Source organism: Pseudomonas sp. 2848 (assembly GCF_003253945.1).
Classification (GTDB): Bacteria; Pseudomonadota; Gammaproteobacteria; order Pseudomonadales; family Pseudomonadaceae; genus Aquipseudomonas.
The window spans coordinates 1-18783 of the sequence record NZ_QKZD01000015.1 but is presented as its reverse complement, the minus strand read 5'-3'; the positions used below and the strand labels follow the sequence as shown (position 1 = coordinate 18783).

The window sequence follows — 18783 nt, the reverse complement described above, 5'->3', positions numbered from 1 at the left end:
GCAGGGGCGAACCCCAGCAGCGCAGGCTGTGACCGAACGTGCCATTTCGCGACGGGGTGTTTCACCTTGAGACACGGGGCCTGCTGCGCAGGCCGGCGATTGGCCCACACAGCGGTCCGTTTCATCTCCGTCTCACTCAGTCTCAATGTGCAACAGCTCAAGCCTCCCTGACTGCATGCCATGTAACGCGAAAACCACATGTATCAAGGGCTGTGAACGCGCTGGCCGGCTTGGCACGCCCATTGCCCTGCCCTGGTCACAACCATGACAAGAGGCACCGCCCCATGCATTCCGAACTGCCGATCCTGCCCGCCACCCGTGCCTTCCTCGCACGCCAGTTGAAGATGCGCATTGGCGCGGACTGGCAGGACGCTGCCAGCGGCCGCACCATGACCTTGCGCAACCCGGCCAGTGGCGAGGCCCTCGCCGAGGTGCCCGCGGCCGAGGCACAGGATGTGGACCGCGCCGTGCAGGCCGCCCGCCAGGCGTTCGAACACTCGGCCTGGAGCCGGATGCGTCCGCGCGAGCGGCAGAACCTGCTGTGGCGCCTGGCCGACCTGATGCAGCGCGATGCCCAGGAGCTGGCCGAGCTGGAATGCCTGAACAACGGCAAGAGTGCCGCCGTAGCCCAAGTGATGGACGTGCAACTGGCCATCGACTTCCTGCGCTACATGGCCGGTTGGGCGACCAAGCTCGAAGGCAGCACAGTCGAGCCGTCGCTGCCGCTGATGCCCAATGACGACTTCCACGCGTTCGTGCGCCGCGAGGCGGTGGGCGTGGTCGGCGCCATTGTCGCCTGGAATTTCCCGCTGCTGCTGGCCTGCTGGAAGCTCGGCCCGGCCCTGGCCACCGGCTGCACGGTGGTGCTCAAGCCTGCCGATGAAACCCCGCTGACCGCGCTCAAGCTCGCCGAACTGGTAAGCGAGGCCGGCTACCCGGACGGCGTGTTCAACGTGATCACCGGCACCGGGCTGAACGCCGGTGCCGCACTGAGCCGCCACCCGGGCGTGGACAAGCTGACCTTCACCGGCTCCACCGAAGTCGGCAAGCTGATCGGCAAGGCGGCCATGGACAACATGACCCGCGTCACCCTCGAACTGGGCGGCAAGTCGCCGACCATCGTCCTGCCCGACGCCAACCTGCAGGAGGCCGCCGCCGGCGCCGCCACGGCGATCTTCTTCAACCAGGGCCAGGTGTGCTGCGCCGGCTCCCGGCTGTATGTGCACCGCAAGCACTTCGACAACGTGGTGGCCGATATCGCCGGCATCGCCAATGCCATGAAACTGGGCAACGGCCTGGACCCTAGCGTACAGATGGGCCCGTTGATCTCGGCCAGGCAGCAGGAGCGGGTCACCGGCTACATCGACCTGGGCCGCGAGCTGGGCGCGACCATCGCCTGCGGCGGCGAAGGCTTTGGGCCTGGCTACTTCGTCAAGCCGACGGTGATCGTCGATGTCGACCAGCGCCACCGCCTGGTACAGGAGGAAATCTTCGGCCCGGTGCTGGTGGCCATGCCATTCGACGACCTCGACGAGGTGATGGGCCTGGCCAACGACAACCCCTACGGGCTGGGCGCGAGCATCTGGTCCAACGACCTGGCCGCGGTGCACCGGATGATCCCGCGGATCAAGTCCGGGTCGGTGTGGGTGAACTGTCACAGCGCGCTGGACCCGGCGCTGCCGTTCGGCGGCTACAAGCTCTCCGGCGTCGGCCGCGAGATGGGCGCGGCGGCGATCGAGCACTACACCGAACTGAAGTCGGTGCTGATCAAGCTCTGATTTCACCGGTGCTGACCTTATCGCCGGCAAGCCGGCGATAAGGTCCGGCCAGGCAATGTAAAAGCCAGAAAACAACAAAAACATGGAGCACACCATGACGCACAAGCTCGCCTGCACGTTGGCCCTGCTGCTGGCCTCTCCCCTCACCCAGGCCCACGAACTCTACAACCACGCCGGCACCACCCTGGACGCCAACCTCGAAGCGCTGTTCGGCGTATTCCACAGCGACGAAAGCTTCGACCAGTTCGGCAACCGCCAGGCCGGCAGCAGCAACTGGCGCGAGGGCTACGTCAAGTACGGCCTGAGCGCCAGCCAGGCGCTGGCCAGCAACGGCAAGCTTTACGGCGCCTTCAGCCTGCTCAGTTCGGCCACCTGGGGCGATGGCGACGCCGCGGGTTTCACGCTCGGTGACGAACGTCGCACCAGCGTCGAGGACGCTTACCTTGGATGGCGCTCGGGCACCCTGTTTCCGGCGCTTGGCGAAGACGGCATCGATCTCTCCGGCGGGCGCCAGGTCATCACCCTCGGCGACGGTTTCCTGATCCAGGGCGACCCGGTCAATGCCGGCAACGTCGACCTGGGCGCCGATTTCGACCGAGGCGGCGCCTACTACCTGGCGGCGCGCAAGGCGTTCGACCGCACCGCCGTGTTACGTCTGGGCGGCAAGCAGGGCTGGCGTGGCGACCTGATGTGGCTCAAGTCCGACAACCCGTTCCAGGCCGACACCTCCATGGCGGTGGCCAACCTCGAGCATGTCGCCGACGCGGGCACCGTGGGCCTGAGCTGGATCCGTGGCCTGGATGTCGACCGCCGCTACGCCGAGATCCTTGGCCTGGAACACCGCGACGGCATGGACACGGTGAGCCTGCGCGGGCGTGGCAACCTGGGAGTGAAAGACCTCGAACTGGCCGCCGAGTATGTCACCCAGGACCGCACCGACGGGCGCGAGAACGCCTGGTACCTGGAGGGCAACTGGACCTTCTCCGGACTGCCCTGGTCGCCCACCGCCACCTACCGCTACAGCCGTTTCTCGGAGCACTTCGACCCGCTGTTCTATGGCCTGAGCCGGGGCTATGGCACCTGGTTCCAGGGCGAGGTGGCGGCCAACTACGCCGGGCCATTCAACAGCAATACCCAAGTGCACCATGTGGCGCTCAAGGCCACGCCACGGGAGGGGCTGACCGTGGGCGCGCTGTACTTCGACTTCGACCCGCTCAGCACCGACCAGGGCAACCTGGGTGGGCGCGAGGTGGACCTGTATGTGGAGTGGATGGTCAACGAGCATTGGCTGATCAGCCCGCTGGTGGGGTTCTACACCCCGCAGCGCAGCGCGCAGGATGGCGGCGTGCAGTTGGGTGGCCGGGATAGCGGGGCCTACCTGCAACTGGTGGTGGGGACATTCTTCTAAGCCAGCGGCCCTATCGCGGGGCAAGCCCGCTCCCACGCAGGGTTTGCTGGCTGATGCAGCAGCGGTGGGAGCGGGCTTGCCCCGCGATGAGTCCTCAGCAAAAACCCTGTTCGCGCAACCAACGCGCAATCATCGGCTGGTGCGTCTGTGTCACCAGGCGCTCCAGGCCGATGCCAGCCTGCACCCCGCGTACCACCGGCGCCAGCTCGATACCTTGCAGGTGCCACACCCCCAGCGGCTGATCAGCCGTCACCACCACTTCGGCCTCCTCCACCCAACCCTCGCGCAGCACCGGGCGGCGCTCCACCCGCACCGCCTGCCAGTCCGCCGCCGCGTGCAGCGGTTGCGCATCCGGCCAGCCTCGGCGGCGAGCCCAGAACGGCTGCGTGCCACGTTGCGCTTCCTGGGCGTAGAAGTCGCGCCCGATCCGGGCGAAACGCAGGAACAACTGTTCGATCCGAGTTTGATGGAAACGCTGTGCCAGGTCCGCCTGCCCGGGCCGTTGCAGCAGGGTATTGATCACCACGGGCGCCTGCAGCGCCGAGGACAAGGACTGGAAGATGCCATTGCCCGACAGCGGATCAACCGCCATCGCCGCATCGCCAACCCGTAGCCAATCACGGCCCGCGCAGTTGCCGACAAGAATCGCTGTGCTGCTGCGTGCATGCACCTGGGCAGGTGCGAAGGCCTGCTCGCCGAACAGTTGCGCCACCAGCGTCGAACCACGGCGGCGCCCGGCACAGTATTCGGGCAACGCCGTCTTGCCCGGCAGCCGCGCCGCCGTCACGTCCAGCGTCACCTGCCAGTAGCAGCGACCATCGGCCAGCCGCGCCATCCAGGCCCAGCCGTCGTCCAGGCTCTCTACTGCCGAGGCCGGCGTGCCGGGCTCGGCCTGCCAGAGGTTGAGCAGGCTGACCGTCTCCGGCCCGCGCAGGCGACCTTCGCTCAACGGGGCCTGACGACCACGGGCCTCGACCAGGAAATCGCCGTGCAAGGTACGCCCGTCGTCCAGAGACACCCGATGCCCCACCCCTTGCACCACCTCGTGCACACGCCCTTCGACGAGCTCGACACCGGCACGATTCAAGTCATCACGCAGTGCCTGGTCGAAGCGCTGGCGATCCAGCAGCCACTCCTGATTCGGTTGCAGCCGCTCACCGTTCCAGTGCACCTGCCGCGTGGCCGGCGTGGTCGCCTCGGCCAGGGCAGCGCCCAGGCCCGCATGGCGCAAGCCCTCCAGCACACGTTGCGAAACACCTTCCACCGCGGCGAAACGGCGCCAGTCGGACACCACGGTGACGGGGTAGCCCATCCGCCGCAGCCCCAGGGCAGTAGTCGCCCCCGCAGGTCCGGCACCGAGTACCAGGATGCTCGGTTCAGGCATCGGTCGACTCCTTGCGCTCAGGGCCGACGAACGCCGCGTGCCGCTCCAGCCAGTGCAACAGTGCCTGCCGGGTCATGCCGGGCTCCTCGCGCAGCAGGGCCGCCACCCGCCCAGTGAACGCGGCACAGGCCAGACTGGCCCCGGCCACCCCAGCGGCGCCAACCGCCGCGCCGAAGTCGGCCTGGGGAGTGCCCAGCCACGACCATTGCCCAGCGGCGCAGCGGGCATCGCCAGTGACGCGAATGACCCCGGGATAACTGGCCGGATACACCGGCTCGCCCCGCGCCGGACTGGAGGCGCACAGCAGCACGCCAGCGGCCACGGCCTCGGCGCAGGCCAGGCGCAGCACTGGGCGATCCTGGCGCAGGCCCAGGCTCAGGTTGACCACGGTCGCGCCCGCCTCCACCAGCCACAACAAGCCAGCGGCCACCTGCAAGGCGCTGGTGCTGCCCTGCCCGGCGAATACCTGGGCCAGCAGCACCGGCTGGCCGCCGGACTCGGCCCGCAGCCGCGCCAGCACCGCGCTGCCGTGGCCCAGGGCATCCGGCAGCGGCTCGCCCTCGCACAGCACGCCGTCCTCAAGCCAGAAGCGCCGCGCGCCGAGCAGGCTATCCGCCTGCTGCGCCGAGCAGCCACTGTCGATCACGCCAATGCACAGGTCAGCGGCCATGGTCGGCGGGCTCCTTGCTGCGCAATTGCCCGTCACGCAGTTCCAGGTGCAGGTCGGCATCGGCGAGGGTCGAGGCACGATGGCTGATCAGGATCCGCGTACGCCCGGCGAACAGCTGGTCGATGGCGGCAATCACTTCACGCTCGGTGGCTTCGTCCACCGCCGAGGTGGCCTCATCGAGCACCAGGATCGCCGGTTGCTGCAGCAGCGCCCGGGCGATGGCGATACGTTGCTTCTGGCCACCGGACAACTGCTGGCCGCGTTCGCCCAGCAGACCATCGAGCCCCAGCGGCAGGCTCTGCACCAGGCTGTCCAGGCGGGTCAGCCGCACCACCTGCTCGAGCTCCTCACGGCTGGCCTGGGGCGTGCTGTAGGCCAGGTTTTGCGCCAGGGTGCCGCGAAACAGCACAATGTCCTGGCTGACCACGGCGATGCGCCGCCGCAGGGCCTGCAGGTCGAGCTCGCGCAGGTCGACGCCGTCGAGCAGGATGCGCCCGTCATCCGGGTCGTAGAAGCGCTGCAGCAGGTCGATCAGGGTCGACTTGCCGACGCCGGAAGCGCCGCTGATGGCGATCTTGGCGCCGCCGGGCAGACTGGCCTGCACCTGGTCCAGCACCCCACCCTGGCGCCCGTCGTGGGCGAAAGATACCCCGTCCAGTCGCAGCTCCCCGGCCCCTTGTGGCATGGGCCGGGGATCGTCCGCCTCGCGCACCGCGAGCGCCTCCCGCTTGAGCTCCATCACCCGCCCCAGGCTCACGGCCATCCGCTGCACCGCCACGTACAGGCCCAGCAGGCTCTGCACCGGACCGACGGCCATGCCCATGTAGGTGGAAAAGGCGATCAGCGCACCCAGTTGCCAGGTGCCCTGGATCACCCACCAGCCGCCGACCAGGAATGCGCAGGCCCGGCACCAGGACGTCAGCGTGCCGGGCACCGCCTGGGTAAAGAACTCGGTGACCTGCACCCTGAGCAGCTGCCCCATGTAGCCCTGCCCCAACTGATCGAGGCGCTCGGCCTCACGCCGCTGCTGGCCGGCGGCCTGGATGAACTTCATCGCCGGCAGTGTCTCGACCAGGAACGACGACACGTCCGCCGAGCGTTCGCGCAGGCTGCGCACTTCGCGCTCGACCTTGCGTCGCATCCAGCGCAGCCACAGCACTTCGAGCGGGATCAGCAACACCAGCAGCAGCGACAGCTGCCAGGACAGCATCAGCATCAAGGCCACCGCACCGACCAGGCCGATCAGTGCCGATACCGCCGAGAACAACGAGTCCACGGCAAAACGCTGGATCTCGGCGACATCGCCATCGAGCCGCGACAGGATGTCACCGGTGCGCCGGCGCCCGTAGAAGGTCGGCGAAAGTTGTTGCAGGTGTCGGTACAAGTCGTCGCGCAGGGCGAACAGGATGCGCCCGGACAGGCGCGTGTGCAGGTAGCGGTTGACCCCAGCCAGCAGCGTGCCGAGCAGGCCGGCGACAATCATGATCGCCGCCATGTGCCAGAGGGTCTGGTAATCCTTGGCCAGCAGGCCTTCGTCGATCAAGGTCTTGACCAGCCAGGGTTGCGCCAGGGCCAGCAGCGAGGCGCCCAGGGACAGCCCCAGGAGCACGCCGATGGCGCCACGCTGCGGACGCACGAAGCCGTAGAGCCAGGCCAGGGCCTGGCGCATCAACTGCGGGTCGCTGGATTCGATCAATCGGAAAAACAGTCCGCCCATGGCTCAACCACGCAACTGCTTGAGCTTGCGATACAGCGTCGCCCGGCTGATACCCAGGGCCTCGGCCGCGGCCGAGACATTGCCCTGGTGCCGGGCCAGGGCAGCGCGGATCAGTTCCAGTTCGTTGTCGCGCAGGCTGCCGGACGGCGCCGCGCCGCTGGCCAGTTCATCGAGCAGGCAGTCGGTGAGGTGGTCGAGGGTCAGCACCTGCTCGCCCTCCTCGCGCATTGCCAGGGCGGTGCGCACCACCATTTCCAGCTGGCGGATGTTGCCCGGCCAGTCGAAGTTCTCCAGCAGCGCCACCAGCGCTGGGTCGAGGCTCACACTGCCGGCTCCGGACTTGTCCAGCAAACCTTGGATGATCGTTGCCAGGTCGTCGCGCTCGCGCAGTGCCGGCAGACGCAGGGACACGCCGTTGACCCGGTAGTAGAGGTCTTCGCGGAAGTGCTGGTCGGCAACCCGGCGCTTGAGGTCGCGATGGGTGGCGCAGATCAGCGCCACGTCGATGTCCTGCTCGTCGCCGGCGCCAAGGGGCGCCACGCGGCGCTCCTGCAGCACACGCAGCAGGCGCGCCTGCAGGGCCAGCGGCATGTCACCGATCTCGTCGAGGAACAGCGTGCCGCCATGGGCCTGCATCAGCCGCCCGACCATGCCGCCCCGGCGCGAGCCGGTGAAGGCGCCGTCGCGGTAGCCGAACAGCTCGGACTCGATCAGCCCCTCGGGAATCGCCGCGCAGTTGACCGCCACGAATGGCTTGTCGGCACGCGGACCGGCCTGGTGCAGGGCACGGGCAACCACCTCCTTGCCAGTGCCGGTTTCACCCAGCAGCAGGACCGGCAACCCGTTTGCCAAGCCCTGGCGGGCCATGCGCAAGGCACGCGCCAGACGCGCATCGCCACCGGCCAGCGCTTCCAGTGCCTCGGTTTTCGGCAGTGCTGGTTTGGCGATCGCGGACGGGCCACTGACGCGACCATGCCGCGGCAGTTGCAGCGCCCGGAAAAAGAACTCGCCCGCTGCCGTCTGCACGCTGCTGACGCCGCTCTGCCACAGGCGCGCGATAAACGCCGGCGAACGCTCGCCGAGCAGGTCACCGCAGCGTCGCCCGATCAGCGCTTGGCGTGGCATCTGCAACAACTGGCAGGCATTGTCGTTGGCCGCCATCACCTCGCCTTCCAGGCTCAGTGCCAGCAGGCCCTGCCAGGCGCTGGCCAGGTATTGCGGGCGGCTATGGAAGGCCAGAACCAGATGCTCGGGATGGTAGAGCCCGAACAGCCGGCTCTCGATATTGCCGGCGGCGAGCAGCAACGTGGAAAGGCTGTCCTGGGGCTGGGCCATGACGCCTTCACGGGTCACGTCGAGCACGCCTATCACGTCGCCACGCGGATCACGCAGCGGCACCGAGGTGCAGGAGAACGGGCTGAGCCGATCCAGGTAATGCTCGCCGCAGTTGATCAGGGTCGGCTGGCCCTCGACCACCGCCGTGCCGATTGCATTGGTGCCGCGCAGGGCCTCGCTCCAGCAACTGCCAGGGTGCAGGTCGCGCAGGCCCTCGCGCTCGAGCACATGCTTCTGGCCGTCAATCGTCAGCACGTTGGCCTGGGAATCACCGAGGATGACGATGCCGCTCTTGCCCTGGCGTTTGATCAGGTAGTCCAGCTCAGGGGTGGCCGCGTCGATCAGCAGGCGGTTGTGTTCCAGCAGCGTGTCCAGGTCCAGGCCGTGGCGAATACCCAGGCCGACCTGCTCGCCCTGCAGACAGTCCAGGCCATGGCCGAGGCTGCGTCGCCAAGAGGCGTCGATCTCGTCGCGCAGCATGCCGCAGGGCAGTTCGCCTTCGCTGGCAAGCTTCAGGCGGACCAGGCGAGACTGCTGCAAGGGGTCGTTGGCGGTTGTTGTTGGAAGTTGTCGCGCCATTGCGTGCTCCTGGTGTGCCCCGCTCAGGCGGGGCAACGGGCATCGGATTTTTCGGCAGTGTGCGTCAGAATTGGTTGGCAGTCATCAGCTACGACAGAGACCGAGCCTCACCCCATTCCCCAATGCTGGGGCCACCCGCCCACCATGGCTACCTCGCCAGACCGTTGTCGGGACGCTGAAACCCTCGTCGCAAAAGCCCTGGACGCCCCTCTGCAAAACCTGGCACAACAGTTGCCGATCCCTCCCCAGACGCCCCAACCCATGGGCCCGTTTGCAGGAGGAAGCAACTCATGCACCGACCGACACCCCACCCGCTGGCCGTGGCGATCTTCGCCGGCCTGCTCCAGCTTCCGGCCCAGGCTGCGCTGTATGCGGTCGATACCGGCCCCTATACCCTGCCCACCGGTAAGTTCCCCGCCTGGTACCAGGACAGCCATGGCCGGGTGCTCGACCTGTGCCTGACCAAGGCGGTGAGCTCCAGGGTCGCCGGTGCTCCCGGCGCGCCCTCGTACATGTGCACGCTGCTGCCCACACCCGGCGTGTTCGACGACACCCAGCCGATCGTCTTCCCCAGCAACTTCCCCGACGAAGCGTTCTGGTTCACCGCCGACGCCGCCATCGTCGATGCCGCCCGCGGCATCGATCTGACCTATGTATCGGCGATCGAGGCCGCCTTCAGCGCCGAGGAGCCGGTGGATGGCGACCAGGTCAGCTTCGCCCGGGTGCGCATCCGCGTCGATGTGCCGGTGGCCGGTACCTACACCATCACTCACCCTTACGGTGTCGATGTGTTCGAGGTGGCGGCCGGCGGGCGCCGGGCGATCAACATGACCCGCGACATCGGCATCGGCTCGCCAGGCGACTACAGCGGCGCGCTCAGGGGCGACATCGGGCCGTTCCTGCGCAGCGTCAACGGCCCCTATACCGAAACCAACCCAGGTACAGGCGCCAGCGAACGCTTCATCGGCGACCCGAACCTGGAGGAGCCGGTCACCGGCAGCCCGTTCAACACCAACTACGTGCGCATCGAAGGGCCCAACGGTATCGACCTGCGTACCGAGCTGTTCGCCATCTCCGGCAAGCTGTCCACGGTCAACCGCCCAACGCCGCTGATCCCGCTGCGCAGCACCTATTCGCGGCACACCGTGAATGGCGACCTGCGCGCCCAGCAGGATGTGTTCGTGATGGCGCCGCCGGCGCCCGCCACGGTCACCCTGACCAGCCAGACCCCCACCCTGGCCCTCGGCGAGGCCAACGGCACCGGTGCCTGGTACGCCCAGTCGCCACTCAACCCGACCCTGCCGCTGACCTTGCAGGTGACCGCCGACAACAGCCTGGCCATCGCCACCAGCACCCCGACCAGCGCACCGATGCCGCTGACCGACCTGGTGACCATCAGCCGCGCCGAATACAGCCTGGGCAGTGGCCAGCTGACCCTGGTGGCCAGCAGCAGCGACGAGACCAGCCCGCCGGCCCTCACCGCCCGCACCGGCAACGGTGCGTTGATCGGCAGCCTGAGCGGCAACGGCGCGGTCAAGACCCTGACCACCGGGCTCTCGCCGATCCCGCCAGCGACGGTGCAGGTCACCAGCGCCCATGGCGGCAGCGACAGCGAAGACGTGGTGCTGGTGCCATGAACAGGACACGCCTTCAAGGAGGCAGCATGAATACTTGGTCGCGTCGCGCACTCTGCGCCGCCGGTTTCACCCTCACCCTCAGCAGCGCGGCCTGGGCCGCGCTGTCGGAGGTCGATCCCGGCCCCTACACCTTCGCCACCGGGGGTTACCCCATGTGGTACAAGGACGCCAACAACCTCGCCCTGGAGCTGTGCCAGTCGCGCGCCACCAGCACCCGGTCACCGGGCGGCCCGGGCGCTCCGGCCTACATGTGCACCCTACTGCCCGAGCCCGGGGTCTATGACGATGCCCTGCCGCTGGTGTTCCCGGACAACTGGCCACCGGAGATGTTCTGGTTCCTGGCCGAGACCGAGATACCCCAGGTAGGCAACAGTGGCTACGAGCTGGAGGTCTACGTTGCCGGCCTTGAGGCAGCCTTCGCCGCCGAGAATCCGGTCAATGGCGACCAGCAGAGCTTCGCCCGCATCCGCATCCGCGCCTCGGTGCCGAGCACCGGCACCTACACCATCACCCACCCCTATGGGGTCGAGACGGTCAACGTGACCACGGCGGGCCGGCGGGCGATCAACATCACCCGCGACATCGGCATCGGTGCCCCCGGCAACTTCAGCGGTGCGCTGAACGGCAACCTCGGCCCGTTCCTGCGCGGTGTCGGCGGCCCCTACACCGAGGTCAACCCGGACACCGGCGCCACCGAGACCTTCGTCGGCGACCCGAACATCACCGAGGCGGTGACCGGCAGCCCGAACAACACCAACTTCGTGCGCATCCAGGGCCCGGCGGGCACCATCCAGACCAACGTCTTCACCGTTTCCGGCAAGGTCCTCGACCAACGCCAGCAAACCCCGGCGACGCTGGAACGCGCCACCTACCAGCGCAACGCCGCGGGCACCCGCGTCGAAGTCTTCGCCAAGGCGCCGAACAGCGCCAGCCTGTGCCTGCGCAACGGCCTGGCGCTGGTCGGCTCGCCGCCTTCGCCCTGCCAGTTCAGCATGCTCGCCGACAACAACGGGTTGTTCTTCAACCAGCAACTGAGCCAGGCAGTGCCACCGTCGGTGGTGGTGGTCACCGCCAGCAGCCCGGCCGGCACCACGCGCCCGACATCGCTGTCGAGCAAGCTCAGCGATGTGGTCAAGGTGGGTACGGCACGCTATGACTGGAGCGCCAAGCGGTTGCTGGTCGAGGCCCGGTCCAGCGACGAAGTCGTGGTGCCGGATTTGCTGGTCCAGGGCTTCGGACGGATGTCCAAGTCCGGTGTCCAGCAAAGCCTCACGGTCAACGACCTGGCCCAGCCGCCTGCCAGCATCACGGTCAAGTCGGCACATGGCGGTGTCGACGTGGAACCGGTGGTGGTGGTCGGCAGCGCCCCGGTGCAGGCCGAGAACCAAGCCCCCGTGGCCCAGGCCGACAGCGGTAGCACCAGTGTCGGCATACCGATCACCCTCAACCTGCTGGCCAACGACAGCGACCCGGACGGCAACGTGCCGCTGAGCATCACCGACCTCACCCAGCCGGGCACCGGCCTGGGCGGCGTGCTGATGAACGGCACCACGGCGGTCACCTACACCCCACCGGCCGGGGCCACCTCGCCGCTGGTGGCGACCTTCAGCTACCGCGCGCAAGACGCCAAGGGCCTGAAGTCGCCGGTCACCATCGTGACCGTCAACGTCGCGCCGAACCGTCCACCAACCGCAGTGGCCGATAGCGCCGCCACCCTCGGCGTGCCACTGACCATCAACGCCCTGGCCAACGACACCGACCCGGAAGGCAACCTGCCACTGACCATCGCCAGCGTCACCCAGCCGACCCCGACCGGGCGCGGCACGGTGAGCACCGACGGCAACGTGATCACCTACACGCCACCGGCCACGGTCACTGCGGCGTTCACCACCAGCTTCACCTACGTCGCCCGTGACGCGATCGGCGCCACCTCGACGCCCGGCACAGTCACGGTGCAGGTATCGCCACGACCGGCCCAGGAGACCTTCGCGGTCACCGCGGCGACAGTCACGGCGCGCTCCAACAACCGCTTCAACTGGGACATCAGCGGAACGTCCTCGGTGACCACCGGTAACACCATCACGGTGCGGGTGACCACCACCAGCGGCGTGCAGACCCTGGGCACCACCACCGTACCGGTCACCGGCCGCTGGCGCCTGTCGGTGAGCAACAGCACGACGCTGGTGCCCACCGCCGCACCGACTGCCACGGTGACCAGCAGCCAGGGCAGCACGCGCACGGTCAACGTGGTGGTGCAGTAACCCCCGGGAGGATGCCATGAACGCCCTGTACCCGCTGCTGCTGTGCCTGGCCCTTACCGGCCAGGCTCTAGCCGACGACCTGATGGACAACGCCGACCTCGCCGCCGGCAGCGACCTGGGCGAGCCACTGGTGCTGCGCCTGCTGCCAAGCGGCGCCGGCCAGGTCGCGGTGATCGAGCAACTGGGCACCGGCAACCGCGCTGCCCTCGACCAGAACGGCCAGGCCCTGCTCGGCCGGATCGTCCAGGCCGGGGGCGCGCAGGAGGCTTACATCCTGCAGGAAGGCAGCGACCTGACGGCCGCGATCAGCCAGCAGGGCCAGGGTAACGACGCCACGATCCGCCAGAGTGGCAGCGGCAACAGCGCCGCCATCGAGCAGATCGGCAACCACAACAGCGCCACCATCGACCAGCGCGGCACGGGGCTCAACAGCGCCGTGACCCAGGCCGGAAACGGCCAGCAGGTCCACATCACCCAGTACCGCTAGGCCCTCATCGACAGATCTGGAGGCAATACCATGCACAAGCTCGCCCCTCTGAGCGCTGCCATCGTCCTGGCCCTTGCCGGCCAGGCCATGGCCGACGACAGCACTTCGACCCAGTCCCAACAGGGCAACCAGAACATCGCCGAGGTCAAGCAGACCCAGGCACCGTTCGCCTCGGCCACGCAGAACCAGGCTGGCCACGACCACAATCACATGGCGCTGCAGGACAGCAGCACCAGCCATATCCAGCAGAGCGCCACCGGCTCGTTCAACGCCGGCTACGCCGAGCAGTTGTTCGAGAACGGCAGCCAGATCACCCAGCAGTCCGGCGGCAGCCTCAACGACGCCTTCGCCAGCCAGTCGGTGGGCGAGAACAACGAAGCCCTGCAGGTCCAGCAAGGCAGCGGCAACCGTTCGGTCATCTGGCAGGACACCCAGTACGGCAGCCAGGCCACCACCTTGCAGTCCGGCCATGGCAACGACGCCACGGTGGAGCAGCTGTTCGGCGGCAGCAACAACAAGAGCGTGATCATGCAGGGTGGCAGCGACAACCAGGCCGCCGCCGAGCACATGACCCACCAGGACGGCGATATCGCCATCTACCAGGAAGGCCGGCAGAACTGGGCCTACGGTGACCAGCGCGACGGCCTGGGCGGCACCATCGGCATCAACCAGTACGGCACCGGCAACTCGGTGGAGGTGTGGCAGGACAACCAGGCCGCCAGCCAAGCCAATGTCTACCAGAACGGCCAGAGCAACGAAGGCTACATCGACCAGAGTTTCGGCCAGGCCAACAGCGCAGGTCTCAGCCAGACCGGCCGTGGCAACGCCAGCTGGTCGGACCAGTTCGAGACCAACCAGGCGGTGACCAGCATTTCCCAGACGGGCAACAACAACCTGCACTTCACCTACCAGACCGGCGACAACCACAGCCTGACCATCAGCACGGTGGGCAACGCCAACAAGATCATGGCCAGCAACTGGAAGGGCGAGAAGTCTGGCGGGCAATTCGGTGTCGGCCAGCAGGCGCAGATCAACCAGGCGGGCAATGGCAACGGGGTCAACCTCACCCAGGAAGGCAACAGCCAGATCGCCCGGCTGAATCAGGATGGCAACCGCAACCAGATGGAGACCCGCCAGGCCGACAGCAACAACGAGCTGTACTTCGAGCAGAACGGCAGCGACAACCTGCTCATCGCCGACCAGCGCGGCACCGCCAACTACGCCGAGGGCCTGGCTGCGGGCAATGGCGGCAGTATCACCCTCGAGCAGTCGGGTAGTGGCAACCAGAGCTACACCTATCAGCTGTATGGCAGTGGCAACGAGGCGACCATCAAGCAGACCGATGGGGTCAACCTCGCCTACGTGACCCAGGGGGGTAATGGGAACCAGGCGTTTGTCGACCAGAGTGGGGCTAGTCAGACGGCCACTGTTACGCAGTTCGGGAATGCCAATATGGCGACTGTTACCCAGCAGTGACGGGGTTTCCCCTTGGACCGTGGCGTTGGATCTCCCCTGGCGCTGCGGTTCCTTTTTTTCTTTGGGTTGGGTTCGGGGCGATTGTTTTGTTTTTTGTGAGCGCATTCGTAGAAGATGTCGACACTTAGTCACCCTTTCGCCTTTACGGCGACCTACTTTTGTCTTGACAAAAGTAGGCAAAACCGTTCGGCTCCGTTCATACGGCCCCTACGCTTCGCTACGGGGTTCCCTCGCTCCGCTCTTGCTCCCGTGGGTACCGCGCTGAACGCCCCATCCTGGGGCGCAGCGCTCGACGGCCATCCATGGCCGTCGCCCCACTACGCAAGAACTCCACTCGGCCTCCTGAAGTCGCAATTTGTGTCGCCTGAACTACCGCGCGCTTAGAAGCAAGATCAAGAGCAGATCAAGGTAAGCGTCTGCCCAACACATCTTGCTCAATGTTCAGGGTTCTTCTGTATGCAGGAAATCTACCTCGTAGATACCCCGCGCCGCGCGGATGGTAACAGGGGATATTGGTCTTATGTCACTCAACTCCCATGCGAGCCAGCCGTCTTCAAAATAACTTGCGCAGGCTGCTTCCATGTCAGCCAGGATGAACGGACGCACGGCTTTTACGCGCACAATCGCGACCGCAATACCGTCATCATCTTCCTCCCCGTCGGCATGAAGAAAACGCCCATTTTCGACAATCAGAAGATCCTCGGTAGGTTGTAAGTCTGGATGCCAACGACGGACTTCGAGTGTTTTCTGGCCAGAAGCGATTCGACTGCCACTGGGCCGTACAATTGATAAAGCCTTGATGGTTCTCTCCTAAAAGATATGCGTCCGGCTAAGTTACTTTGTCGGAGGGATGGGAGGTACCGCTACGAGCGCAAGCTTGAGCTGCGGCCAGATTTTCACCCAATTTTTGGAATTGAGGCGGCTTTGATAGATCGCAGTTTTCTCCGTGGCGAACCTCCCCGCTGGCCTGATAATCAAGTCAAAAAGATCATCAAGCCCCAAGGGCGCCGCGACCTCGCATGAGCCTTTCTCTCGCAGTGCTACGGCTACCGCCGTTGCGGTTTCTGGCCAGTAGCGCATTGCGTCGGTCGCTGAGAGATATGGCTTATCGCCGTTCTGAGCATGCATTCTCGCTTGATTTTTCACAGACCATAATACGTTCGGCTCTAGACCTCTGAGAACTGCTTCCAGGGCTTCATCTTGCTCTGGTGTGCAGCGTTGTGCATCAAACCAGATGACATCAACGTCTGTTGAAATCGGGGATGAATCGCGCCCGTGCAGATAATCCCAAACCGCGTTTCGTACAAAGCCTGCTCCGATCCAGCAGTCTGGCAATCCCAAGGAGCGCACTATTTCGAGTAACCGCCACCGAATGGGGTCATCTGAGATAATCGCTTGGATTTTCGAACTATTGTCCATTCAGAAATCACCTTGTTGCAGCTAGGCCGATACCCACTGATGCGGAAGTAGCTGCCCGATCTCACTGGCCCGTTGCGTCGGCAACCGCGTCAGCACATCTTTAAGGTAGGCATACGGATCATGCCCATTCATGCGCGCTGACTGGATCAGGCTCATGATTGCAGCCGCCCGCTTGCCACTGCGCAGTGACCCGGCAAACAGCCAGTTCGAGCGTCCGAGTGCCCACGGCCGTATCTGGTTCTCGACCTGGTTGTTGTCGATGGGCACAGCCCCATCGTCCAGGTAGCGCGTCAGCGCTACCCAGCGTTTCAGGCTGTAATCGAGGGCTTTAGCTGTGGCTGATCCGTTGGGCACCAGGTCGCGCTGGGCCAACATCCAGTCATGCAGTGTTTTGCTGATCGGTACCGCCAGTTCCTGACGTATTCGCCAGCGATCTTCATCACTCATGTCCCGCGCCTGGCGTTCGATCTCGTACAAGCCGCTGATCGAGTGCAGCGCTTGTTCGGCTAACTGGCTTTTGTTCGCAACATGCAGATCGAAAAACTTGCGACGGGCGTGGGCCATGCAGCCGATTTCAGTGATGCCTTGCTCAAAACCAGCTTTGTAGCCAGCGAAGTCATCGCAGACCAACTTGCCGTTCCAGTCGCCCAGGAAGTTGCGCGCATGTTCGCCTGCACGACTGGGGCTGAAATCGTAAACCACAGCTTTGAGTGCCGAAAACGGCGTAGTGCTGTAGGCCCAGACGTAAGCCCGGTGGGTTTTCTTCTCGCCCGGCGCAAGCATTTGCACCGGTGTTTCGTCAGCGTGAATCACACCCTGTTTCAGGACAGCTTCACGCAGCGCATCGACCAGCGGCTGGAGTCGCACGCCGGTCTGTCCAACCCACTGGGCCAAAGTCGAGCGAGCAATCGCCAGCCCGGCGCGGCCAAAGATTTTCTCCTGCCGGTAGAGCGGCAAGTGATCGGAAAACTTGGCCACCATCACATGGGCCAACAGGCCTGCGGTTGGAATACCTTTGTCGATGACCTGCGCGGGCACCGGCGCCTGAATCAGAGTTTCGCACTGACGGCAGGCCCATTTGCCACGCACATGTTGCTCGACGGCAAACACGCCCGGCGTGTAATCCAGCTTCTCGCTGACGTCTTCCCCAATACGCTGAAGTTGGCAGCCACAGGCGCACAGAGTGTTTTCTGGCTCGTGGCGAATCACGGTACGCGGAAATTGCGGCGGCAATAGTGCACGTTTGGGTGATTGCCGTGGCTCGGCCTGTGACGAAGCGGGAAGAAGCTGTTTTAGTTCTGCCTCGATAGCTTCAAGGTCTGTATCGAGCAGGTCATCCAGCAAGCTGCCTTGTGCCGGGCTGATTTGCTCGCTGCGCTTGGCAAACTTGTGGCGTTTGAGCAGGGCGATTTCGAACTTGAACTGTTCGATGAGGATTTCATCGTTCTGGATCTTCCTGCTCATCGCCTCGACCTGAGACTGCAACTGCAACGCCTGTGCCGCCAAGGCACGAAGCTGTTCCGGGGTCATCTGATCGAGATTGGGCGAGAAAGTCATGCTGCCGATTGTGCCAGAGCAGGCGCAGGACGACGACAAGCAGACCAGTCAAATGGCCGGCGATTACAGCATGCTGATCACACCACCTGCGCCGACTCGTTGCCACGGCAGGCCCAGTACCAACGCCTGGAGTTGTTCACTGTCGAGTTCGACCTCGCAACCATGGCGAATGCTGGGCCAGTGAAACTTGCCTTGATTCAGTCGACGCGCGGCAAGCCAGACGCCGACGCCATCGTGCACCAGCACTTTCATCCGGTTAGCCCGGCGATTGGCGAACAGATAAGCGCAGTGCGGCTTCGCCGCACCGAACACCGCAATCACCCGGGCCAATGCCGTTTCGGTGCCGGCGCGCATGTCCATCGGCTCGGTGGCCAGCCAGATCGCATCGATGCGGATCATCGAGCGACAGCCCGGATAAATTGCGCGCAGCCCTCGGGATCTGAGGTTGGCCATTTGACGGTCATCACTTGCCCGGCCATGGGCAACTCGATGATCGCTGACGCTTCGGCTGGCCGTTTAGGTGCGGCTTTTAACGGGACGAAGGCTGGCAGCGAGGTTGTTGCAGGCTGGTCTCGATAGAGCGGCATCCATTTGCGGATGACATTGGCGTTGATGCCGTGGCTGATGGCGACACTGGATACGGTCGCCCCAGGTTGCAGGCATTCCTGAACGACCTGGGCTTTGAAGGGTTTCGGATAAGAGCTTCGTTGGCGCATGGAAATCCTGGCGATAAGGGTGATTGCGTCCGCTTAAAAATACGCGGACACCATCGCCCTTAAAGCTGGAGTTCGGAAGGTGAATTCGCCGGACGCTTACAGATCAAGAGCAGATCAAGAGCAGATATGTTGGTTTTGTTAGTGGCTGTTATGTTGTTCTTCATTACGCCATCGCGGGACAGGCCCGCTCCCACATTGAATCACGTAGTCAAACTATGGTGGGAGCGGGCTTGCCCCGCGATGTTGATCTAGAGTTCCCACGCTGGCAACTAGCGACTAGCTGCGTTAGTGCAGGCGCCGCCCGTAACTTCGCGACTTCAGGAGGCCGAACGGAGGTCTTGCGGAGGGAGGTGACGGGC

Annotated in this window: 15 protein-coding genes; 6 read left to right on the top strand and 9 right to left on the bottom strand. The window is 65.4% G+C overall.

All coding sequences use genetic code 11. The features are described 5' to 3' along the window. Positions 1-284: 284 nt before the first annotated feature. Both DFS21_RS23450 and DFS21_RS23445 read left to right on the top strand, forming a co-directional pair. Complete coding sequence (locus tag DFS21_RS23450; RefSeq protein WP_111533235.1) at positions 285-1778, top strand: aldehyde dehydrogenase; 1494 nt, start codon at positions 285-287, stop codon at positions 1776-1778. A gap of 94 nt (positions 1779-1872) precedes the next feature. Next, positions 1873-3186: a hypothetical protein gene (locus DFS21_RS23445; protein ID WP_111533234.1), complete on the top strand. Its 1314-nt coding sequence runs from the start codon at positions 1873-1875 to the stop codon at positions 3184-3186. Positions 3187-3280: 94 nt separating this feature from the next. Here DFS21_RS23445 and DFS21_RS23440 read toward each other — a convergent pair whose 3' ends face one another. Genes DFS21_RS23440 through DFS21_RS23425 form a run of 4 tightly spaced genes read right to left on the bottom strand, consistent with a single transcriptional unit; the run spans position 3281 to position 8871 of the window. After that, on the bottom strand, positions 3281-4570 hold the full coding sequence (locus DFS21_RS23440) for an NAD(P)/FAD-dependent oxidoreductase (protein WP_111533233.1): 1290 nt from the start codon (positions 4568-4570) through the stop codon (positions 3281-3283). After that, on the bottom strand, positions 4563-5240 hold the full coding sequence (locus DFS21_RS23435) for a S8 family serine peptidase (protein ID WP_111533232.1): 678 nt from the start codon (positions 5238-5240) through the stop codon (positions 4563-4565). Before DFS21_RS23435 ends, DFS21_RS23440 begins: the two co-directional genes overlap by 8 nt. Then, the gene (locus DFS21_RS23430) at positions 5230-6957 is read right to left on the bottom strand and encodes an ABC transporter ATP-binding protein (protein WP_111533231.1); all 1728 of its coding nucleotides are present in this window, start codon (positions 6955-6957) and stop codon (positions 5230-5232) included. The genes DFS21_RS23435 and DFS21_RS23430 overlap by 11 nt, the downstream gene beginning before the upstream one ends. Before the next feature lie 3 nt (positions 6958-6960). Next, the gene (locus DFS21_RS23425) at positions 6961-8871 is read right to left on the bottom strand and encodes a sigma-54-dependent Fis family transcriptional regulator (protein ID WP_111533230.1); all 1911 of its coding nucleotides are present in this window, start codon (positions 8869-8871) and stop codon (positions 6961-6963) included. A gap of 290 nt (positions 8872-9161) precedes the next feature. Between DFS21_RS23425 and DFS21_RS23420 the strand changes: the two genes are divergently transcribed. The 4 genes from DFS21_RS23420 to DFS21_RS23405 are packed head-to-tail and all read left to right on the top strand — an operon-like array spanning position 9162 to position 14732. Next, positions 9162-10508: a hypothetical protein gene (locus DFS21_RS23420; protein WP_111533229.1), complete on the top strand. Its 1347-nt coding sequence runs from the start codon at positions 9162-9164 to the stop codon at positions 10506-10508. Positions 10509-10534: 26 nt separating this feature from the next. Then, positions 10535-12769, top strand: coding sequence for an Ig-like domain-containing protein (locus DFS21_RS23415; protein WP_110703971.1), 2235 nt, complete (start codon positions 10535-10537; stop codon positions 12767-12769). A 16-nt stretch (positions 12770-12785) separates the two neighbouring features. Beyond that, positions 12786-13256, top strand: coding sequence for a curlin (locus DFS21_RS23410; RefSeq protein ID WP_110703969.1), 471 nt, complete (start codon positions 12786-12788; stop codon positions 13254-13256). Positions 13257-13286: 30 nt separating this feature from the next. Next, entirely contained in the window at positions 13287-14732 is a 1446-nt protein-coding gene (locus DFS21_RS23405; protein WP_111533228.1) for a curlin, read from the top strand. 441 nt (positions 14733-15173) lie between these two features. Here DFS21_RS23405 and DFS21_RS23395 read toward each other — a convergent pair whose 3' ends face one another. The 5 genes from DFS21_RS23395 to DFS21_RS23375 all read right to left on the bottom strand — a co-directional run bounded on the left by DFS21_RS23395 (position 15174) and on the right by DFS21_RS23375 (position 18424). After that, positions 15174-15518: an ASCH domain-containing protein gene (locus DFS21_RS23395; protein ID WP_256591574.1), complete on the bottom strand. Its 345-nt coding sequence runs from the start codon at positions 15516-15518 to the stop codon at positions 15174-15176. Between the two features lie 48 nt (positions 15519-15566). Then, on the bottom strand, positions 15567-16151 hold the full coding sequence (locus tag DFS21_RS23390) for a nucleotidyltransferase family protein (RefSeq protein ID WP_111533227.1): 585 nt from the start codon (positions 16149-16151) through the stop codon (positions 15567-15569). A 21-nt stretch (positions 16152-16172) separates the two neighbouring features. Beyond that, positions 16173-17708 carry an IS66 family transposase gene (locus tag DFS21_RS23385; RefSeq protein WP_014861581.1) on the bottom strand — a complete coding sequence of 512 codons (1536 nt, stop codon included), beginning with the start codon at positions 17706-17708 and terminating at the stop codon, positions 16173-16175. 63 nt (positions 17709-17771) lie between these two features. Further along, positions 17772-18107 (bottom strand): IS66 family insertion sequence element accessory protein TnpB, encoded by a 336-nt coding sequence (tnpB, locus tag DFS21_RS27075; RefSeq protein ID WP_014861582.1) that lies wholly within the window; start codon positions 18105-18107, stop codon positions 17772-17774. Then, positions 18104-18424 carry a transposase gene (locus DFS21_RS23375; RefSeq protein WP_110606734.1) on the bottom strand — a complete coding sequence of 107 codons (321 nt, stop codon included), beginning with the start codon at positions 18422-18424 and terminating at the stop codon, positions 18104-18106. Before DFS21_RS23375 ends, tnpB begins: the two co-directional genes overlap by 4 nt. Between the last annotated feature and the right edge of the window lie 359 nt (positions 18425-18783).

Coding starts and splice junctions, on each gene's coding strand:
- DFS21_RS23450 (WP_111533235.1), top strand. CDS start 285: ATGCATTCCGAACTGCCGATCCTGCCCGCCACCCGTGCCTTCCTCGCA.
- DFS21_RS23445 (WP_111533234.1), top strand. CDS start 1,873: ATGACGCACAAGCTCGCCTGCACGTTGGCCCTGCTGCTGGCCTCTCCC.
- DFS21_RS23440 (WP_111533233.1), bottom strand. CDS start 4,570: ATGCCTGAACCGAGCATCCTGGTACTCGGTGCCGGACCTGCGGGGGCG.
- DFS21_RS23435 (WP_111533232.1), bottom strand. CDS start 5,240: ATGGCCGCTGACCTGTGCATTGGCGTGATCGACAGTGGCTGCTCGGCG.
- DFS21_RS23430 (WP_111533231.1), bottom strand. CDS start 6,957: ATGGGCGGACTGTTTTTCCGATTGATCGAATCCAGCGACCCGCAGTTG.
- DFS21_RS23425 (WP_111533230.1), bottom strand. CDS start 8,871: ATGGCGCGACAACTTCCAACAACAACCGCCAACGACCCCTTGCAGCAG.
- DFS21_RS23420 (WP_111533229.1), top strand. CDS start 9,162: ATGCACCGACCGACACCCCACCCGCTGGCCGTGGCGATCTTCGCCGGC.
- DFS21_RS23415 (WP_110703971.1), top strand. CDS start 10,535: ATGAATACTTGGTCGCGTCGCGCACTCTGCGCCGCCGGTTTCACCCTC.
- DFS21_RS23410 (WP_110703969.1), top strand. CDS start 12,786: ATGAACGCCCTGTACCCGCTGCTGCTGTGCCTGGCCCTTACCGGCCAG.
- DFS21_RS23405 (WP_111533228.1), top strand. CDS start 13,287: ATGCACAAGCTCGCCCCTCTGAGCGCTGCCATCGTCCTGGCCCTTGCC.
- DFS21_RS23390 (WP_111533227.1), bottom strand. CDS start 16,151: ATGGACAATAGTTCGAAAATCCAAGCGATTATCTCAGATGACCCCATT.
- DFS21_RS23385 (WP_014861581.1), bottom strand. CDS start 17,708: ATGACTTTCTCGCCCAATCTCGATCAGATGACCCCGGAACAGCTTCGT.
- tnpB (WP_014861582.1), bottom strand. CDS start 18,107: ATGATCCGCATCGATGCGATCTGGCTGGCCACCGAGCCGATGGACATG.
- DFS21_RS23375 (WP_110606734.1), bottom strand. CDS start 18,424: ATGCGCCAACGAAGCTCTTATCCGAAACCCTTCAAAGCCCAGGTCGTT.